The sequence below is a fragment of the Martinezella lusitana genome (assembly GCF_010668395.1).
In the GTDB taxonomy this organism is placed as follows: Bacteria; Pseudomonadota; Alphaproteobacteria; order Rhizobiales; family Rhizobiaceae; genus Rhizobium; species Rhizobium lusitanum_A.
On the sequence record NZ_WUEY01000005.1, the window covers coordinates 321,053 to 340,112 of the forward strand.

Annotated in this window: 15 protein-coding genes and 1 riboswitch; of the genes, 6 read left to right on the forward strand and 9 right to left on the reverse strand. The window is 62.5% G+C overall.

Going from position 1 to position 19,060, the window contains the following annotated elements; genetic code table 11:
* Positions 1-9: 9 nt before the first annotated feature.
* Complete coding sequence (locus GR212_RS14300) at positions 10-738, forward strand: SIS domain-containing protein (protein ID WP_163987228.1); 729 nt, start codon at positions 10-12, stop codon at positions 736-738.
* Between the two features lie 195 nt (positions 739-933).
* Here GR212_RS14300 and GR212_RS14305 read toward each other — a convergent pair whose 3' ends face one another.
* The 5 genes from GR212_RS14305 to GR212_RS14325 all read right to left on the reverse strand — a co-directional run bounded on the left by GR212_RS14305 (position 934) and on the right by GR212_RS14325 (position 8,687).
* Positions 934-4,113 carry an efflux RND transporter permease subunit gene (locus GR212_RS14305; RefSeq protein ID WP_163987229.1) on the reverse strand — a complete coding sequence of 1,060 codons (3,180 nt, stop codon included), beginning with the start codon at positions 4,111-4,113 and terminating at the stop codon, positions 934-936.
* The gene (locus GR212_RS14310; protein ID WP_163987230.1) at positions 4,110-5,291 is read right to left on the reverse strand and encodes an efflux RND transporter periplasmic adaptor subunit; all 1,182 of its coding nucleotides are present in this window, start codon (positions 5,289-5,291) and stop codon (positions 4,110-4,112) included. The genes GR212_RS14305 and GR212_RS14310 overlap by 4 nt, the downstream gene beginning before the upstream one ends.
* Before the next feature lie 310 nt (positions 5,292-5,601).
* A complete protein-coding gene (locus GR212_RS14315) occupies positions 5,602-7,431 on the reverse strand; it encodes an ABC-F family ATP-binding cassette domain-containing protein (RefSeq protein WP_163987231.1) in 1,830 nt (609 codons plus the stop codon).
* A gap of 2 nt (positions 7,432-7,433) precedes the next feature.
* Positions 7,434-8,087: a thiamine diphosphokinase gene (locus GR212_RS14320; protein ID WP_163987232.1), complete on the reverse strand. Its 654-nt coding sequence runs from the start codon at positions 8,085-8,087 to the stop codon at positions 7,434-7,436.
* A 72-nt stretch (positions 8,088-8,159) separates the two neighbouring features.
* Positions 8,160-8,687 carry a MarR family winged helix-turn-helix transcriptional regulator gene (locus tag GR212_RS14325; RefSeq protein WP_163987233.1) on the reverse strand — a complete coding sequence of 176 codons (528 nt, stop codon included), beginning with the start codon at positions 8,685-8,687 and terminating at the stop codon, positions 8,160-8,162.
* A gap of 167 nt (positions 8,688-8,854) precedes the next feature.
* Here GR212_RS14325 and GR212_RS14330 point away from each other — a divergent pair, with 167 nt between their 5' ends.
* The 5 genes from GR212_RS14330 (at position 8,855) to GR212_RS14350 (ending at position 15,829) form a co-directional block, all read left to right on the forward strand.
* A complete protein-coding gene (locus GR212_RS14330) occupies positions 8,855-10,390 on the forward strand; it encodes an MDR family MFS transporter (RefSeq protein WP_163987234.1) in 1,536 nt (511 codons plus the stop codon).
* Positions 10,391-10,461: 71 nt separating this feature from the next.
* Positions 10,462-10,578: riboswitch (TPP riboswitch) on the forward strand.
* Between the two features lie 119 nt (positions 10,579-10,697).
* The gene (thiB, locus tag GR212_RS14335) at positions 10,698-11,657 is read left to right on the forward strand and encodes a thiamine ABC transporter substrate binding subunit (RefSeq protein ID WP_246725769.1); all 960 of its coding nucleotides are present in this window, start codon (positions 10,698-10,700) and stop codon (positions 11,655-11,657) included.
* Positions 11,658-11,667: 10 nt separating this feature from the next.
* Positions 11,668-13,305, forward strand: a complete 1,638-nt coding sequence (gene thiP / locus GR212_RS14340) for a thiamine/thiamine pyrophosphate ABC transporter permease ThiP (RefSeq protein WP_163987236.1) — start codon at positions 11,668-11,670, stop codon at positions 13,303-13,305.
* The gene (locus GR212_RS14345) at positions 13,298-14,026 is read left to right on the forward strand and encodes a thiamine ABC transporter ATP-binding protein (protein WP_163987237.1); all 729 of its coding nucleotides are present in this window, start codon (positions 13,298-13,300) and stop codon (positions 14,024-14,026) included. The genes thiP and GR212_RS14345 overlap by 8 nt, the downstream gene beginning before the upstream one ends.
* Positions 14,027-14,296: 270 nt before the next feature.
* Positions 14,297-15,829, forward strand: a complete 1,533-nt coding sequence (locus tag GR212_RS14350) for a M48 family metalloprotease (RefSeq protein WP_163987238.1) — start codon at positions 14,297-14,299, stop codon at positions 15,827-15,829.
* A gap of 41 nt (positions 15,830-15,870) precedes the next feature.
* Here GR212_RS14350 and GR212_RS14355 read toward each other — a convergent pair whose 3' ends face one another.
* The 4 genes from GR212_RS14355 to GR212_RS14370 form a co-directional block, all read right to left on the reverse strand.
* Positions 15,871-16,734 (reverse strand): RNA polymerase factor sigma-32, encoded by an 864-nt coding sequence (locus tag GR212_RS14355; protein WP_163987239.1) that lies wholly within the window; start codon positions 16,732-16,734, stop codon positions 15,871-15,873.
* 405 nt (positions 16,735-17,139) lie between these two features.
* Positions 17,140-17,712 carry a CarD family transcriptional regulator gene (locus GR212_RS14360; protein WP_163987240.1) on the reverse strand — a complete coding sequence of 191 codons (573 nt, stop codon included), beginning with the start codon at positions 17,710-17,712 and terminating at the stop codon, positions 17,140-17,142.
* Positions 17,713-18,109: 397 nt separating this feature from the next.
* Complete coding sequence (gene fdxA, locus GR212_RS14365; RefSeq protein WP_163987241.1) at positions 18,110-18,448, reverse strand: ferredoxin FdxA; 339 nt, start codon at positions 18,446-18,448, stop codon at positions 18,110-18,112.
* 206 nt (positions 18,449-18,654) lie between these two features.
* Positions 18,655-19,059 (reverse strand): RNA-binding S4 domain-containing protein, encoded by a 405-nt coding sequence (locus GR212_RS14370; protein ID WP_163987242.1) that lies wholly within the window; start codon positions 19,057-19,059, stop codon positions 18,655-18,657.
* Position 19,060 lies beyond the last annotated feature (1 nt).

Below are 19,060 nucleotides of genomic sequence, written 5' to 3' on the forward strand. Positions count from 1 at the left end.
AAGCGCGGCATGACCGCAGTCACGGACAGCTATTTCTCCGCCCTCATCGGCCGGCTGGAAACCCTGCGCGAAGCGCTTGCCGAGCCCATGGCCAGGGCTTCGGAAGCCATCTGCGCGGCCGCGCGCGGCGACCGCCGCGTCTACGTCTTCGGCACCGGCCATTCGCATATGCTGGCGGAAGAGGTGCATTATCGCGCCGGCGGCCTTGCCTTCACCATTCCGGTGCTTGTGGGATCCGCCATGCTGCACGAGGGCGCCGTCATCAGCTCGGTCTACGAGCGCACCGAGGGGCTCATCCGCCCGATCTTCGAGCGCTACGGCATGCAGCCGGGCGACGTGCTGATCATCGCCTCCAACTCCGGCGTCAACGCCGCTCCGCTCGAAGCGGCGGACTATGGCCGGGAAATCGGCGCCACGGTCATCGCCATCACGTCGCTTGCCTATTCTGCCGCCATTGCCAACGGACGCAGGAAGCTCGCCGATATCGCCGATATCGTGCTGGATAACGGCCTGCCGCCGGGCGACGCCATGATCGACCTGCCGCGCACCGGCTTGAAGGTCGGCCCGGCATCGACGGCCGTCGGAACGACGGTGCTCAATGCCATATTCGCCGATGTCGCCGCCGAGCTCTGCAAGGATGGCGATCCGCCGGTCTATCTCAGCGCCAACATGCCGGGCGCCAAGGAAATCAACCAGCAGCTGGTCAGGAAATACCGACCGCGCAATCCGCATCTCTGAACGATTGGCGGATTTCCGTCCTTGATTGCGGAAAAGCGGAAAAATGGCGCGGCCGAGCGATTCCCGTGAAACGCTCGGCCGCCTTAGAGCTTTTCCGCTTTTCTTCGAATCGCGAAAACTCTCTATCCCTTTGTTTTCACGCAATTCCGGACGCAAAACCGCGATGCGCTTTTCCTGGAATTGCTCTAGCCGATATCATTGCGCCGCCGCGTCGGTAGCCGAAGGCTCCTGTGTGGCGGCCTCCACCTTCTGGCGCCGCCGGCGCAGGACGACATAGAAGACGGGCGTCAGGAACAGGCCGAACAGCGTCACGCCGAGCATGCCGGAGAAGACGGCCGTGCCGAGCGACTGACGCATTTCCGCGCCCGGACCGGTGGCGATCATCAGCGGCACGACGCCGAAGATGAAGGCGAAAGCCGTCATCAGGATCGGGCGCAGGCGCAGGTGGCTGGCCTCGATCGCCGCTTCCACCGCGCTTTTTCCTTCGAGCTGCGCCTGCCGGGCGAACTCCACGATCAGGATCGCGTTCTTGGCCGCAAGGCCGATCAGCACGATCAGGCCGATCTGCGTCAGGATGTTGTTGTCCATCCCCCTCAAATGCACGCCGATCAACGCCGCCAGAACCGCCAGCGGCACGATGAGGATGATGGCAAGCGGCAGGATCCAGCTTTCATACTGCGCCGACAGCGCCAGGAAGACGAAGATGACCGACAGGGCGAAAATATAGATCGCCGTATTGCCGGTATGCTTCTCCTGATAGGCCAGTTCCGTCCATTCGAACGTCGTGCCCGAAGGCAGCAGGTTCTTTGTCAGGCCCTCCATGACGTCGAGAGCCGTACCGGTGGAGACACCCGGCCCCGGATTGCCCTGGACGGGAACCGAGACATACATGTTGTAGCGCTGCACGAGCGCCGGTCCGGTCGTGTCCCGGATATCGACCAGAGTGCCGAGCGGCACCAGGGCCCCGGTCGCCGAACGCACCTTCAGCGCCAGAATATCCTCCCGCTCCATGCGATATTGCTGGTCGGCCTGCGCCCTCACCTGGTAGACGCGACCGAAAGCATTGAAATCGTTGACGTATGACGTGCCGAGGTTGATCGACAGCGTCTCGAAGATATTCGGAATCGGCACGTTGAGCGCACGCGCCTTGTCGCGGTCGATGGCCAGGAAATATTGCGGGCTGTTGGCGGAGAATGTCGTGAAGACACCGCTGACGCCCTTGTTCTGCGCGGCGGCCCCCATCAGTTGGTAGGCAAGCGGCAGGATGCGGCGCATGTCCGGATTTTCGCGGTCCATGATCTGCATCTTGAAGCCGCCCGAATTGCCGACGCCACGGATCGAGGGCGGCGGAATGGCGATGATGAAGGCCTCCTGAATGCCCTGGAGGCCGCCATAGAGCGACCCGATGATCTTGGTGGCCGTATCGCCGGTTTTAAGCCGCTCCTCGAAAGGCTTGAACGGCGTGAAGATGACGCCGGAGTTCGAGGCATTGGTAAAGGTCGCACCGTTGAAGCCGGCGAAGGCGACCGCATTCGCGATGCCCGGCGTCTTGTCGATGATCTCGGTCGCCCTCTGTATGACGGCATTCGTGCGCGCGAGCGAGGCCCCGTCAGGCAGCTGGACGACGACGATGGCATAGCCCTGGTCCATTGTGGGAACGAAGCCCTGCGGCACGATCCTGCCCATGTACCAGGTGCCGGCCAGCAGCGCGGCAAAAACGAGAAGCGCGCAGGCGAGAGCCGTCCAGGTGGTGACGAGGTGCCGCACGATCCAGGAATAGCCGCCGCTCATGCGCTCGAAACCACGATTGAACCCGTCACCCAGGGCCCGGCCGAAGCGGGCGAAGACGTTGTTGGATTTCTCGTGGCTGTGCGGGCGCAGCACGATCGCGGCAATCGCCGGCGACAGTGTCAGCGAGTTCAGACAGGAAATCGCCGTCGCGACCGAAATCGTCACGGCGAACTGCTTGTAGAACTGCCCGGAAATGCCCGGAATGAAGGCGGTCGGCACGAACACGGCGATGAGCACCAGCGAAATCGCCAGGACGGCCGTGCCCACCTCGTTCATCGTTACATGCGACGCCTCCTTCGGCGTCATGCCGAGCGCGAGATTGCGCTCGACATTCTCCACCACCACGATCGCATCATCGACGACGATGCCGATGGCCAGCACCAGGCCGAACAGTGTCAGCATGTTCAGCGAGAAGCCGAAGGCCAGCAGGAAAGCGAAGGTGCCGATCAGCGAAACCGGGATGGCGATGATCGGGATGATCGCCGTCCGCCACGATTGCAGGAAGACCAGCACGACGATGGCAACCAGTACCGCCGCCTCGAAGATCGTCTTGTAGACCTCGGTGATCGATTCGGAGATGAACTCGGTCGGGTTGTAGATGATGCGATATTCGAGACCCTGCGGAAAATCCTGCGCCAGATCCTGCATGGTCTTCTGGATATCGGCGGCGGCGGCAAGCGCGTTTGTGCCGGGCCGCGCGAAGACGCCGAGCGCGACCGCCGGGTTGCCGTTCAGATAGCTGTTGGTGACATAGTCCTGCGCGCCGAGCTCGATGCGGGCGACATCCTGCAATTGCACGAGACGGCCGTTGTCCGTCGCCTTGACGATGACGTAGCGGAATTGCCGCGCATCGGAAAAACGCCCTTGCGTCGTCACCGTGTATTGGAAGGCATTCGTGCCCGAAACGGGTGGCCCGCCGATCGTGCCGCCGGAGACCTGCACGTTCTGGTCCCGCAGCGCCTGAACGATGTCGCCGGCGGTCATGCCGTAGGCGGCAAGCTTTTGCGGATCGAGCCAGATGCGCAGCGAATATTGCCGCTCGCCGAAGAGCTGCACATCGCCGACGCCGTCGAGGCGGACGAGAATGTCGCGGATTCGCGTGCGGGCGTAATTGGAGATGTAGAGCTGGTCGTAGCGATTGTTCGGCGACAGAAGATGCACGACCATCATCAGGTCGGGCGAGCTCTTGACCGTGGTGATGCCGATGCGGCGGACATCGTCGGGCAGGCGTGGCTCGGCGATGGCGACGCGGTTCTGCACCAGCACCTGCGCCTTGTCGAGATCGGTGCCGAGCTTGAAGGTGATCGTCAGGGCCATCGAGCCGTCGGCGCTGGAATAGGAGGACATGTAGAGCATGTCCTCGACGCCGTTGACTTCCTGCTCGATCGGCGTCGCCACCGTGTCGGCGATGGTCTGCGCGTCGGCGCCCGGATAGGACGTGCGCACCACGATCGTGGGGGGCGCGACTTCGGGATATTGCGCCACCGGCAGCTGGAAATAGGCGATGCCGCCGACGATCAGCAATATGATGGACAGGACCGACGCGAAAATCGGCCGGTCGACGAAGAAGTGGGAAAACCTCATTGGCTCGTCCCCTGTGCATCGGCCTGGGCCGGCGGCTCGTCATCCGTCGCCTGTTGCGGCAGCTCGATCAGCTGCGGCGTCACCTTGACGCCCGGACGGATACGCATCAGCCCGTTGACGACGACCGTCTCGTCGCCGGTCATGCCGTCGCGGATGACGCGATAGCCATAGAGTTTCGGCCCGAGACGCACGGATTTGGGCGTAACGTTGCCCGCGGTGTCGACCGTATAGACCACACGCTGGTTCTGATCCGAGCCGATGGCTTCATCGGGCACCAGGATCGCCTTGTAGCTGTTGGATCCCTGCACCTGGATGCGCCCGAACAGGCCGGGCTGAAGAACGAGATCGGGGTTCGGAAACCTGGCGCGGACGCGGATCGTGCCCGTTTCGTTGTCGACGCGGTTTTCGGCAAAGTCGAGCTTGCCCTTGAACGGCTTCTGCCGCGAATCGGCAATCGTCACGGCCACGTCAAGTCCGCCGCCACCCTGCTGCAGGGCGCTGCCGTTCTTGCGCGCCTCGTCGGCATAGGACAGCAGGCGGCGTTCGTCGACATCGAAGTAGAAATCGATGGGATCGAGCGAGACGATGGTCGTCAGCACCGTCTGGTCGGCCTGCACGAGATTGCCGACCGAGATCAGCCGGCGGTCGATGCGGCCACTGAGCGGCGCGGTGATCCTGGTGAAATCCATGTCGAGATTGGCGCGGTCGACGGTCGCCTGCGCACCCCGCACATTTGCCTGGGCGGAAATCAGATCGCGGCGGCGATCGTCAAGCGTCGATGCCGACTGGCTGCCCGTCGTCGCCAGAGATTCGGCGCGCTTGAACTGCGCATCGGCAAGCGTGAGCGACGATTTCGCCACTTCCAGCGCCGCCGTCGATTCGTTCAGCGTGGTGATGAAGGGCCGCTGGTCGATGACGAAAAGCAGGTCGCCCTGCTTGACCATCGATCCGTCCTTGAAATGGACCTCCTGCAGATAGCCGCCGACCCTTGAGCGCACGGAGACCTCATCGACCGCCTGGAAGCGCCCGATGAATTCGTCGCTGTCGACGACCTCGCGGACGACCGGCTTGGCGACGGTGACGGGTGGGGCCGGCGGAGCGCTCTGCGCCAAGGCCTGAGCACTCGAAAAAGCGGTAGTAAGACAGATGAACAAAACGGCACGCGGCAGCATCGGCATGAAGCCCCCCTCGAAAAACCGCGTACGGCAAGAAGCGCCGTCATCACGGTAAGCGCTCACGAAATTTGCCTGCAACTTTCCGCGAAGGACCTGTCGCCACTTGGCGCAATGCTATCAGGTCACTTCGGACTTTCCCAACATGCGCCACAGGTCTCTTCAACCCGGGTATCATCCGGCCTCAGGGCCGGCACCACGCGCTCATGTATAAACGGTTTATCGAATTCGACAACAGGCAATGAAGCGATAGTGCCCGCAACCGCTTGTTTTTCCTTGCAGAGAAGGAGGCTATCAGGATGAAGCGCAAGGGCTCTCAGCCCTCCAGCTCCTCGCGCAGCATTTCGAGCTCGAGCCACTCCTCTTCCATGCCCACAAGGCTCTCCCGCAGCTTTTCCATCTCCGCCGCAAGACGGTTGAACGTCGCGGGATCCTTGGAGAACAGGTTCGGATCGGCCATCTTCTTCTCGCGGGCGGCAATCTCGGCTTCGGCCTTGGCCATTTCCTTCGGCAGGTTCTCGAGAGCGAATTTCTGCTTGTAGGAAAGCTTGCCCTTGCCCTTCATGCCATCGCCGCCGGAAGCCGCGGCTTCGGCCGACTTTGGCTTCTCGGCCGCCTTTTCCGCCCGCTTGCGCTCCTCTATGGCGCCCTTGCGCTGGGCGAGCATATCGGAATAGCCGCCGGCATATTCGATCCAGCGCCCATCCGGATCTTCCGGATTGGCGGGCGCGATCGTCGAGGTCACGGTGCGGTCGAGGAAATCGCGGTCGTGGCTGACGAGGATGACCGTGCCGGCAAAGCCGGAGACGATTTCCTGCAGCAGGTCCAGCGTCTCGATGTCGAGATCGTTGGTCGGCTCGTCGAGGATCAGGAGATTGGTCGGCCGCGACAGGATACGCGCCAGCATCAGACGGGCACGCTCGCCGCCGGAGAGATTCTTGATCGGCGTACGCGCCTGCTCCGGCTGGAACAGGAATTCCTTCATGTAGCCGGTCACATGCCGCTGCTCGCCGTTGACGAGCAGGTTCTCGCCGCGACCGTCGGTCAGATAGTTGGCGAGCGTATCTTCCGGGTTCAGCTCCTCGCGCTTCTGGTCGAGTGTCGCGATTTCCAGATTGGTGCCGAGCTTCACCGTGCCGCTGTCCGGCTCCAGCTGGCCGGTCAGCATCTTCAGCAGCGTGGTCTTGCCCGCGCCGTTCGGGCCGACGAGACCGATGCAATCGCCGCGATGCACGCGGATCGAGAACGGCGCGACGATGACGCGGTCGTCATAGGCCTTGGTGATCTTGTCCGCCTCGATCACCAGCTTGCCGCTTTCCTGCGCATCGGACGCAGCCGCCTGCACGGTGCCCAGGGCTCCTTTGTGGCCGCGATAACGGGACCGCATGTCCTGCAGTTCGCCGAGCCGGCGCATGTTGCGCTTGCGCCGCGCCGTCACGCCATAGCGCAGCCAGTGCTCCTCGCGCTCGATCTGCTTGCCGAGCTTGTGCTGTTCCAGCTCTTCGGCCTCGAGCACCTGATCGCGCCAGGCTTCGAAATAAGCGAAACCCCGGTCAAGCCGGCGCGAGGTGCCTCGGTCGAGCCAGACGGTCGCGGTCGAGACTTTCTCCAGAAAGCGGCGGTCGTGCGAGATGAGCACCAGCGCGCTGCGGCTCTTCTGCAGCTCGCCTTCCAGCCACTCGATGGTCGGCAGGTCCAGATGGTTCGTGGGTTCGTCGAGCAGCAGGATATCCGGCTCCGGCGCCAGAACGCGCGCAAGTGCGGCACGACGGGCCTCGCCGCCCGAAAGATTGTTCGGGTCTTCTTCGCCGGTCAGGCCGAGATGGGACAGCAGGTAAGTTACCCGGTAAGGGTCGTCGCCTGGGCCAAGGCCGGATTCCGCATAAGCTGCGACCGTCTTATAGCCCGCGAAATCCGGCGCCTGTTCGAGATAGCGCACGGTCGAGGACGGATGGCGGAACACTTCGCCCGACTGCGCCTCGACGAGGCCGGCGGCGATCTTCAAGAGCGTCGATTTGCCCGACCCGTTGCGGCCGACAAGGCAGATCTTGTCGCCCGGCTCCACCTGCAGACCGGCACCGGCGAGCAATGGCGCACCGCCAAAGCTCAGGAAGATGTCGTCGAGTTTCAGAATGGGAGGGGCCAAGATCAGACTCCGGTAAGGTCATAAGGGCGGGCAAGAACGATCGCCCTGCCGCTGCCGAGCGAAAAACGCACATCGCCTTCCGCCACGTTGGAAATGGTGCGCGATGCGCCGAAGGGCAAATGAAAATCACGCAAGGGATATCGGGCATTCTCGATGAAAAGGCCCGTCAGATCGCTGAAGCCAAGGACCGAAAACAGCGAGCCGGCCGGCAGTGCGAGCGTGAGATCGCCCGGCGGAAGCGGCACGGCCTCCTCGTCGCCGGATGTCAGCAACACGTCGAGGCCTTTTTCGGCCAGATGAACGCCATAAAGCAGGTGCTGGATCGCATGATCGGACCGCTCGCCGCCCATGGCGCCCACGAGGATGAGCCTGACGGCGCCGCGCTGGATCGCCTCGGAAACGGCAATCTCGCCATCCGTCGCGGCCTTTGCCGCCGGATAGGGCTGTTTCGGAACATCCGGAAAGGCGTCCTGCAGATCGGCGGGCGTGGAATCGAAATCGCCGACCCAGAGTTCGGGCTCCACCCCGAGAGCGACCGCATGGCGCATGCCGCCATCGGCTGCGATGAAGCGGCTGCCGGCAACAGCGGCGCGCAATCGCTCCGTCAGGCGAAGCTCGCCGCCGAGCAGGATGGTGAAGGTGGTGGACTGGCTCATGGGCCAAGCCCATAGCGCAAAGTCATGTCCCTAGGGAAGAGCGCCATACGCAAGAACGACCGTGCCGGGCGCTCAGTCGTCCGTTTCCTTGAGGCGCGCCTGGAAAACCTGCTCGTAGCCGGTGACGTATCGGTCGAACAGCAGCGAGAAGCTTTCGATTTCCTCCGGCGTCCAATCGGCAAAGATGCTGCCGATGACGGAATATTTCTGCGCCTGGATTTCCGACAGCAGCCTCTGGCCGAGGGCGGTGAGCACCACGACGATACGCCGCGCATCCGCCTGCGACGCCTTGCGGCGCAGGACGCCACGGGCCACCATGTCGGCAACGATGCGGCTTGCCCGCGACGGATCGATGCGGACCATCTCGGCGATCGTCCCGACGGTGACCTCGCCCGTCGCCTCCGCCTGCCTCACCACATCGAGCACGTCGAGATGCGAAAGCTCAAGCCCGGGCGCAACGCTCTGGATGGCGAGCCTGCCAATCATGCGCCGCCCGGTCAGCAGGCGCATGCGCGTCATCGCATGGCCGATGCGCAGAAGATTCTCGTCTTCGGTCGGCGGCTGGGCTTCAACTTCTCGTGTATTCGTCGCGGATGTCATCTTTCCACCATATCAGAGGGAGAAAGGAAATAAAACATGCAAACAGCATTCACTTGTCATTGACAATTATATGCTAATGGCACATATATCTCAAGTATGAAAACCGGGGCGCCCCGCGCATTCGATCGACCGCGCAGCGTTTCGGCCAAGCTCGGATTTCTTGCTCCATGGACATGCAGACAACGTTCGCGCCGCTCGTGGCGGATCATAAACGGCGGCTTATCCTCTTCCTGTTTCTGATGACTGCCATGTTCATGGCGACACTCGACAACCAGATCGTATCGACGGCGCTTCCGACGATCGTCGGCGAGTTCGGGCATCTGGAGCGCTTCGGCTGGATCGGATCCGCCTATCTTCTCTCGCTCTCCGCCGTCATGCCTGTCTACGGCAAGCTCGGCGATCTCTTCGGCCGCAAATATGTGATGATGACGGCAATCGCCATCTTCACCATCGGCTCCGCCGTCTGCGGCCTTGCCGTGTCGATGAATACGCTGATTGCCGCCCGCGTGCTGCAGGGCTTCGGCGGCGGCGGTATCATGGTATCGATCTTCGCCGTCAACGCCGACCTTTTCGAGCCCCGCGAGCGCGCCCGCTACCAGAGCTATTCGAGCCTGGTGCTGATGGCTTCCGGCGCCATCGGCCCCGTACTCGGCGGCACCATGAGCGATCTGTTCGGCTGGCGTTCGATCTTCCTCGTCAACGTGCCGATCGGCTTCGTCGTGCTCGCCGGCCTCGCCTTCATGCTTCCCTATCGCAAGCCGGCCCGCCGCCCGAAGATCGATTACGCCGGCGCCATCGTCCTTGCCTTGACGACGACGAGCATCGTACTTGCCGCCGACGGCACCGAGCTCTTCGGATCGCTGCTGTCGCCGCAATGCCTCGGCATCATCGCCTTTGGCGTGATCTGCGCCGTGACCTGGGTCTTCATCGAGCGTCGTGCGCCGGAACCGATCGTGCCGATGACGCTGTTCCGCAATCCGACATTCGGCCTGCTGCTGGTCATCTCGATCACCAGCGGCGCGGTTGCCATCGGCATGGTCAACTATTTCGCGCTCTTCCTGCAGACGACGACCGGCCTCTCGCCTTCGATGGCCGGGCTGCTGTTCATTCTGCTGACCGGTGGCCTCGTCTGCGGCTCGCTGTCCGCCGGCCGGCTGATCGCGGCAAAAGGGCGCTACAAGCCCTTCGCCGTCGCCAGCGCCGCCTGCAGCACCATCGCATTTGCCTCGCTCGCCTTCGTCCACGCGGGCACGCCCATCGTCTTCATCGGCGGCCTGATGCTCCTGCACGGCATCGGCATCGGCCTGGCACAGCAGGTTCCGGTCATCGGCGTGCAGAATGCGGCCTCGGCCCGCGACGTCGGCGCCGCGACCGGCGCCGTCACGCTGTCGCGCATGGGCGGCGCCTCCATCGCCATCTCCATCTATGGCGCCATCATCGCCGCCAAGCTCGGCAATGTCGGCGTCTCCATAGCCGGCGTCTCCGACATCGAGGAACTGACTCCGAAGATGATGGCCGCATTGCCGGAGGCGACCCGAGAAGCCGTCGCCAACGCCTATGCCAGCGCTTTCAGCCCGCTGTTCATGACAGCCGCTGGCATCTGCCTGCTCGGCCTTCTGACGGCGCTGACGCTGAAGAATGTGCAGCTTCCCGGCGCAACGAAGAAATTCGAAAGCCCGGCCGCCGCGCACGCCGCCGAGTAGCGCCCTCCCGCCTGCAATCGACAAGGGAATCATTTCCCTTGTCATCCCTTCGTCACAAGGCTAAATCTGCCGACGCTCTAACGGGGTGCCTTATGTCCTACCGGACATCTGGCTGAGAGGCTTTGACCGGCCAACCCGCGGAACCTGATCCGGCTAACACCGGCGGAGGGATTAGACGCGTGACGAAATCATAGCGCCCTTTTCCCCTTCAAGACGAAACCAAAAAGGAGGCGCCGTCATGCAAGACCGTTCGCTATTGTCATTCTTCGCCGGCCTGGCCCTTGCCGCCGGAACGACCTTTTTCGCCATGCAGCCTGCTGCAGCGGCCGACAAGACCCTGACCATCTACACCTACGAGAGCTTTACCGCCGATTGGGGTCCGGGCGCCAAGGTCAAGGCCGCCTTCGAAAAGACCTGCGGCTGCACGGTCAATTACGTCAGCGTCACCGACGGCGTGGCGCTGCTCTCCCGCCTCAAGCTGGAGGGTGCGGGCACCAAGGCCGACATCGTTCTCGGCCTCGACACCAATCTTGTCGACGAGGCCAAGGATACCGGCCTCTTCGATGTGAGCGGCGTCGACACGTCGGCCCTCAAGGTTCCCGGCGATTTCAAGGACGACGTCTTCGTGCCCTACGACTACGGCCATTTCGCCGTCATCTACGACAGCCAGACGGTCAAGAATCCGCCTAAGAGCATGAAGGATCTCGTCGAGGGCGATCCCTCGCAGAAAATCGTCATCGAGGATCCGCGCACCTCGACACCGGGACTCGGCCTGCTGCTCTGGGTCAAGTCGATCTATGGCGACAAGGCGGCCGATGCCTGGACGAAACTCAAGGGCCGTATCCTGACGGTAACCCCCGGCTGGTCGGAAGCCTACGACCTTTTCACCAAGGGCGAAGCGCCGATGGTGCTCTCCTACACGACGTCGCCGGCCTATCACATGATCGAGGACAAGACCGACCGCTACCAGGCCGCCGCCTTCTCGGAAGGACATTACATCCAGATCGAGGTCGCCGGCCTCATCAAGGCCTCGCCGGACAAGGAGCTCGCCCGCGATTTCCTGAAGTTCATGGTCTCTCCCGGCTTCCAGGACATCATCCCCACCAGCAACTGGATGATGCCGGTCTCGGCAACCTCCGAGCCGCTGCCGGATGCTTTCAGCAAGCTCGTCGTGCCGACGAAGACCTTTCTGATGAGCCCCGCCGACGTCGACAAGAACCGCAAGGCCTGGATCGATGAATGGCTGACCGCCACCAGCGGCAACTGACGTCCTGACCATGCTGACGGCATCCGAAAGAAGACGCGCCATTTCCGGCGGGGCGTTCAGCCTCGCCGGCATCGTGCTCTTCGTCGGGGTTGCCGTGCTCGTCCTGCTTGCCGCCGGCATCGAGTCCGGCGGCGAAACCACGCTGGCGGATCCCTACCTGCTGCGCGTCCTGCGTTTCACGCTGCTGCAGGCGACGCTTTCGACGCTGCTCTCCGTCGTGCTTGCCATACCGGTGGCCCGCGCATTGGCACGTCAGCCGCGTTTCCCCGGCCGGCTATGGCTCATCCGGCTGATGGCCGTGCCGATGGGCCTGCCGGTGCTGATCGGCGCGCTCGGCCTGCTCGGCATATGGGGCCGGCAGGGGCTGCTCAATCTGGCGCTTGCCGCGATCGGCCTGTCACAACCCGTCAGCATCTATGGCCTTACCGGCATCCTGCTGGCGCACGTCTTCTTCAACATGCCCCTCGCCTGCCGGCTGATGCTGGCCGGGCTGGAGCGCGTGCCGGCGGAATACTGGCTTGTGGCCGGCGGGCTCGGCATGCGGCCCATCTCGGTCTTCCGTTTCATCGAATGGCCTGTCTTGCGGGGCCTCATTCCCGGCATTGCCGGCCTGATCTTCATGCTCTGCGCCACCAGTTTCACGCTGGTCTTGATTCTCGGCGGCGGTCCGGCTGCGACCACGCTTGAAGTGGCAATCTATCAGGCGCTCCGCTTCGATTTCGATCCCGCCCGCGCCGTGATGCTGTCGCTGCTGCAGATCGTCGTCACGGTCGCGATCCTCGGCGCCATGACGCTGTTCCGCTCGCCCGACGATCACGGCCTGACGAGTGGCCGCACACTGCGACGCATCGACGGGCAGATGCCGGCAGCCCGATGGGTCGATGCCGCGCTGCTGTCGGCGGCGGCGCTCTTTCTCGGCCTGCCGCTCGCTTCGGTCGTCGTTGCCGGCCTGGAGGCGAACCTTCCGAAGCTGGCTATCCAGCCGATTTTCCTGCAGGCGGCCGTCACGAGCCTTGCCATCGCCTTCGCCGCCGGGCTTCTCGCTGTCCTGACATCCTTGGCGATTATTCGCGCCCGATCGGTGATATCGGCGGATCGCCGCAAGACAATCAGCTTGCGCGGTCTGGCGATCGCGTTGAGTGGAAGCTCGTCCCTCATCCTGCTCGTCCCGCCGATCGTGCTGGCAACCGGTTGGTTCCTGGCGCTTCGGCCGCTGGGCGATCCCGGCGAATTCGCAGCCGTCCTCATCGTGATCGTCAATGCGCTGATGGCGCTTCCCTTCGTCATCCGCGTCGTCGAGCCGGCCTACGCCGTCCATGTCAGTCGCACCGGGCGGCTGGCGGCCAGCCTCGGCCTTCGCGGGATGTCTCGCCTTCGCCTGATCGATTGGCCGGGTCTGCGCAAACCGTTCTTCACGGCCCTATCCTTTGCCATGGCCCTTTCGCTCGGCGATCTCGGCGCCGTGGCGCTCTTCGGCTCCAGCAGCCTGATGACCTTGCCCTGGCTGGTCTACAGCAAGCTCGGCAGCTACCGCACGAACGACGCCGATGGATATGCCTTGATCCTCGGCCTGGTCTGCCTCCTCCTCACCATTGCCGGGACAGCGGGCCAGGGCACGGGCGACCATGAAAGCAGGCGAAATGACTGACCGCGACGACATGAAGGAACAAGGCATCGCCATGGCCGGCGTCGAGCTGCGCCTCGGCACGCATGATTTCCGCTTTGACTGCGCATTGCCGCAGGGCAGGATCATCGCCGTCGCCGGACCGTCGGGAGCGGGCAAATCGACCTTCCTCAATTTGCTGGCCGGTTTCGAGCAGCCCGATCGCGGCCGGGTGCTGCTGGCGGGACAGGACGTGACAGGCCTGCACCCCGCCGAACGGCCGGTGTCCCTCGTCTTTCAGGACAACAATCTCTTTGCCCATCTCGATCTGTTCACCAACATAGGCCTTGGCATCAGCCCCTCGTTGAAGCTCTCCGCGCAGGACCGTCAAAGGGTTTCCGAAGCACTCGCGCGCGTCGGCCTGCCCGGTTTCGAAAAGCGCAAGCCGGGCACGCTCTCCGGCGGCGAACGGCAGCGTGCCGCCTTCGCCCGCGCGCTGGTGCGCGACAAGCCCATCCTGCTGCTGGACGAACCCTTCGCGGCGCTCGATCCCGGCCTGCGCTCCGGCATGGTCGAACTTCTGAAAACCCTCCATCGCGAGACCGGCAATACCGTGCTGATCGTCTCGCACGATCCGGCCGAGGTACGGCGGCTTGCCGATCATGCCGTCTTCATCGATGGCGGTACGATCAGGCTCGCAGCCCCCGTCGAAACCTTCCTGAAGACAGACGGCATTCCGGCCCTGACCACATTTTTGCAGCATTGAATGCGACGCGGCATCTTGGCGCCGGCTTTGCCTTAATTTCGTCGCGACGGGCGGCTGAAAGTCCTGGGAAATGCTTGCTAAAATACAACGCTGCCACATTTAAACGGAGTCTCGCTATGCAACCGGTGCCCAAATCGGCTACAGCAAGGGGTGGAGACCGTCCGGGTAGATGCGGATCGATGGGGGTGGAAGCAACCTTTATCGGCGCACGACAATGATCGGCCCGGTAACGATCAACCGGATATGGCGCCGAGCCGGCATGGCAGCGAAATGAGTAGGATACAGGTACTGAAGCAGAGCCAGCGAGCAGAACGAAGGAAAAGTGCGACCGTCGCAGCCTATTTGCGCCGCCTTGTCCCTCTCCTTGCCGCCGCGATCATATTGGACAGCTGCCAGACGGTGCTGGACCAATCCTATCAGCCGAGCGTTTCGCCTTCCGCCAACCCGCAAATCGTCTCCGAGGTGCAGAAGAACGATCCGCGTGCACAGATGGGTGCCCGCGAGCATCCGCGCATCCTTGCGAGCTACGGCGGCGAATACAAGGATGCCAAGACCGAGCGGCTGGTTGCCCGCATCGCCGGCGCCCTGACCAGCGTGTCGGAAAATCCGCAGCAATCGTACCGCATCACCATTCTCAATTCGCCCTCGATCAACGCCTTCGCGCTGCCGGGCGGCTATCTCTATGTGACGCGCGGCCTACTGGCGCTTGCCAACGATGCTTCGGAAGTGGCCGCCGTGCTGTCGCACGAAATGGCCCACGTCACCGCCAACCACGGCATCGAACGGCAGAAGCGCGAGGAGGCCGAGGTCATCGCCAGCCGCGTCGTCGCGGAGGTCCTGTCGAGCGATCTGGCCGGCAAGCAGGCGCTCGCCCGCGGCAAGCTGCGCCTTGCCGCCTTCTCGCGCCAGCAGGAATTGCAGGCCGACGAAATCGGCATCCGCACGCTTGGCCAGGCCGGCTACGATCCCTATGCCGCCGCCCGCTTCCTGAATGCCATGGAGGACTACAGCCGCTTCATGTCGGCCAACTCCGACGTGGACCAGAGCCTGGACTTCCTTTCGAGCCATCCGAGCACGCCGCAGCGCATCGACCTCGCCAAGGCGCATGCGCGTGAATTCGGCGAGGAAGGCAAGGTCGGCGACACCGGCCGCGACTATTATCTGAACGGCATCGACGGCCTGCTCTATGGCGACAGCCCCGAGGAAGGCTATGTACGCGGCCAGACCTTCCTGCATGGCGGCCTTGGAATCCGCTTCGACGTGCCGCCCGACTTCCGCATCGACAACAAGGTCGAGGCCGTGATGGCGACCGGACCCGGCGACATCGCCATCCGCTTCGACGGCGTTGCCGACACGGCGAACCAGAACCTGACGAATTATATTTCCAGCGGCTGGGTGACGGGCCTCGATCCCTCGTCGATCAAGTCGATCACCGTCAACGGCATGCCCGCCGCAACCGCGCGCGCTTCCGCCGACCGTTGGGATTTTGATGTGACCGTGATCCGCGACCGCACGCAGATCTTCCGCTTCCTGACGGCCGTGCCAAAGGGCAATATCGCCCAGCTCGATCAGACGGCGAATGTGCTCAGGGCCAGCTTCCGGCATATGACGCCGGACGAGGCTGCGTCGCTGAAGCCGTTGCGCGTTCGCGTCGTCACCGTCAAGCCCGGCGATACCATCACCACGCTTGCGGCTCGCATGATGGGCACGGACCGCAAGCTGGACCTGTTCAAACTGATCAATGCCCTGCCCACCGGCGCAAACATCGCGCCGGGCGACAAGGTCAAGATTATCGCGGAATAACGGTCAGCCCGCCATGTCACAGGCGAGACGGCAAGCCTCGCTCAGGCGTAGCTTGCCATGCGGGGATCCGCATCCACCAGCGCGTTGCGGAGCTTGTCCATCGCGCGGCTTTCGATCTGCCGCACACGCTCCTTGGAAATACCGAGATCGGCCCCGAGCTCCTCGAGCGTCGCTCCGTCTTCGACCAGGCGTCGCGCCTGGATGATCTTCATTTCGCGCTCGTTGAGATGCTTCAAAGCCGAGGCGAGCCAGATGCGGCGGCGCTCGCCGTCGATCATGTCCGAAACCTGTTCGTCCGGAAGCGGCTCGTCGCTGATGAGAAAATCGATCCGTTCCGCGCTTTCGGAATCGCCCGATATCGACGGCGCCTGCAGCGAGGTATCGCTGCTGGAAAGGCGCGCATCCATCGTCTGCACATCGGCAAGGCTGACGCCGAGCGCAACCGCGATTTCCTCATGGATCGACTGGACGGTAACGCTCGAATTGCTGCGCGCGAGCTTGGCGCGCAGGCGGCGAAGATTGAAGAACAGCGCCTTTTGCGCCGAACTCGTACCGCCGCGCACGATCGACCAGTTGCGCAGGATATAATCCTGGATCGAAGCGCGGATCCACCAGCTTGCATAGGTCGAGAAGCGAACCTCCCGTTCCGGCTCGAAGCGGGCAGCCGCCTCCAGCAGTCCCACATAGCCTTCCTGGACGAGATCGCTCATCGGCAATCCGAAATTGCGGAATTTCCCCGCCATGGAGATGACGAGGCGCATATGGGCGGTTGCGATCTGATTGCGGGCACCCCGGTCGTCGTGATCCTTCCAGCGTATGGCAAGATCATGCTCTTCGTCGCGATCGAGATAGGGAGCAGCCATGGCAACTTTGATCATGCGCCGATCTGCAGACATATTCGTCATACGCATCTCCTAGGTTCGGCCTCAAATCGTCTCTATGCCGCGGTCGACGAAAAGGGCAGCAAGCAGCGTTTCCGAACATCGCTGTTCGGATGGAAATCAATGAATGAAATGCAAAACGGAGACCGATACCCGGTTCGCCGGACAATCGATGACTAGTCTAGTTCGATCTCAGCGAACGGATCTGACGATTGAAGCATCTTCAGATCGCCGGGGGGCTTCGGATGAAAACGCATGGGCCGGTCCTCGTGAATGTCAATGAAACGGCCATCCGGACATATCTCCCACAGGAGCGCGCCCACACCGACCGTCAACACGAAGCTTAAACGCGGCAGCACAAAAAAGGTTCCAAAGAAAAAACCCGGCGCGAAGGCCGGGTTTTTTGAAGCGGTATGTGGCGCCTTGGCCTTATGCGGCTTCGTCCTGGGAATCGTCTTCCTCGACAGCCTTGCCGCGCTTCGGACCCTTGTTGAGGTTGGCCTCGACAAGGCGAACAGCTTCGGTTTCCGACATCTTGTTGACGGCGGCAATTTCCCGGGCCATGCGATCGAGCGCAGCTTCGTAAAGCTGGCGTTCGGAATAGGACTGCTCAGGCTGGTTCTCGGCGCGATAAAGATCGCGAACCACTTCCGCGATCGAGATCAGATCGCCTGAATTGATCTTGGCATCGTATTCCTGGGCGCGGCGCGACCACATGGTACGCTTCACGCGGGCCTTGCCCTGCACGACCTTCAGCGCCCGCTCGACGAAATCCGTTTCGGAAAGCTTGCGCATACCAATGCTCATGGCCTTTGCCACCGGCACCTTCAAACGCATCTTGTCTTTCTCGAAATCGATTACGAACAGCTCGAGCTTCATGCCTGCGACTTCTTGTTCTTCGATCGCAGTGATCGTGCCGACGCCGTGGGCCGGATAAACGATCGCTTCGCCAGTCTTGAAGCCATGGCGTGCTGCTGAAGGTTTTTTCTGCTGGGTCGTCATTCTTTTCAAAAACTCCCTGTTACGCGCCCGGTTGGGGCCGGGGGCCGGGTCAGTCAGGCCCGGATGAGACGGACGTACCGTCGGGTCACTTCATCCTGGTCCAGCCAGACTTATGCAAAAAGAAACCATCCATCGCGATCCGGGACCCGACAACACAAAACGTTGATATGTCAAGGAAACCGCGTACGGATTGGTGATTTGCTTTCGTGATGGTTTTGGGCATGCGAAATGCCGCAGTGGATCAGTATGAGGAACCTATCACAAAAATCTGAGGAAATCAATAATTTGCTGCACGCGCGCCAAAAAGGTCACGTTGGCCGCACTGCAGCCCAACGGCAGTGATTCGCTGTCTGCGATATCGACTACACCTTTATCGAAAGCCTGTCACGGCCTTCGATCAATCGCCGGCGCCAGGATTTGTCGAGAAGTATTTCTCGAACTTGCCCTGTTCGCCATCCATCTCCTTGGCCTCCGGCATCGCGTCGCGCTTGACCGTGATGTTCGGCCAGATGGCGGCGTATTCCGCATTGATCTTCAGCCATTTGTCGAGGCCCGGCTCCGTATCGGGCTTGATCGCCTCGGCGGGACATTCCGGCTCGCAGACGCCGCAATCGATGCATTCGTCGGGATGGATGACGAGGAAGTTCTCGCCTTCGTAGAAGCAGTCGACAGGGCAGACTTCCACGCAATCGGTATATTTGCAGCGGATGCAATTGTCAGTCACGACATATGTCATGAAGCACTCCAGGAATGACTCTAGCTTCCGCGGATGCGCAACCTGGAACGTCGCACTTCGCCGCGGAGCCGAACGGGCAAACGGATGCGTCATGCGCAAACGCGCCGTCCAGCTGGTTACCGGCAGGTTGATCGTGAGGTATCGACTTTATCAGCCAATTTCAAGGACAAACAATCTTGAAAACCGCCTGTGACAGGCAGAGTTTTCTAATCGTCGTCGGCGGTGAGGCGATCAATTGCACGACGATCGCGTTTCGTGGGCCTTCCAGTGCCCGGCATCCTCAAAGCCTGCTCGAAAGCGGTGAGGCGTTTTGTCTCATCCGCCGGCGGCGTCAGATCGTCATAAAGCAGCTTCGCTTCCTCGAAAGGCCCCCTGCGCTCGCCGGAGCCGCGCACGACCAGAACGACGTTGCGCCGCTCCAGCGAGAGTTCGATGCGGTCGCCTGCCTTGACGCCATGGCTCGGCTGCACCACTCGCTCGCCATTCACCCGCACGCTGCCGTTCTGCACATAGAGTTGCGCCAGCGAGCGGGATTTCACCATGCGGGCAAAGAACAGCCATTTGTCGATGCGCTGACGCGAACCGGAAAATGGCTGTTTCTCGTCCGTCATT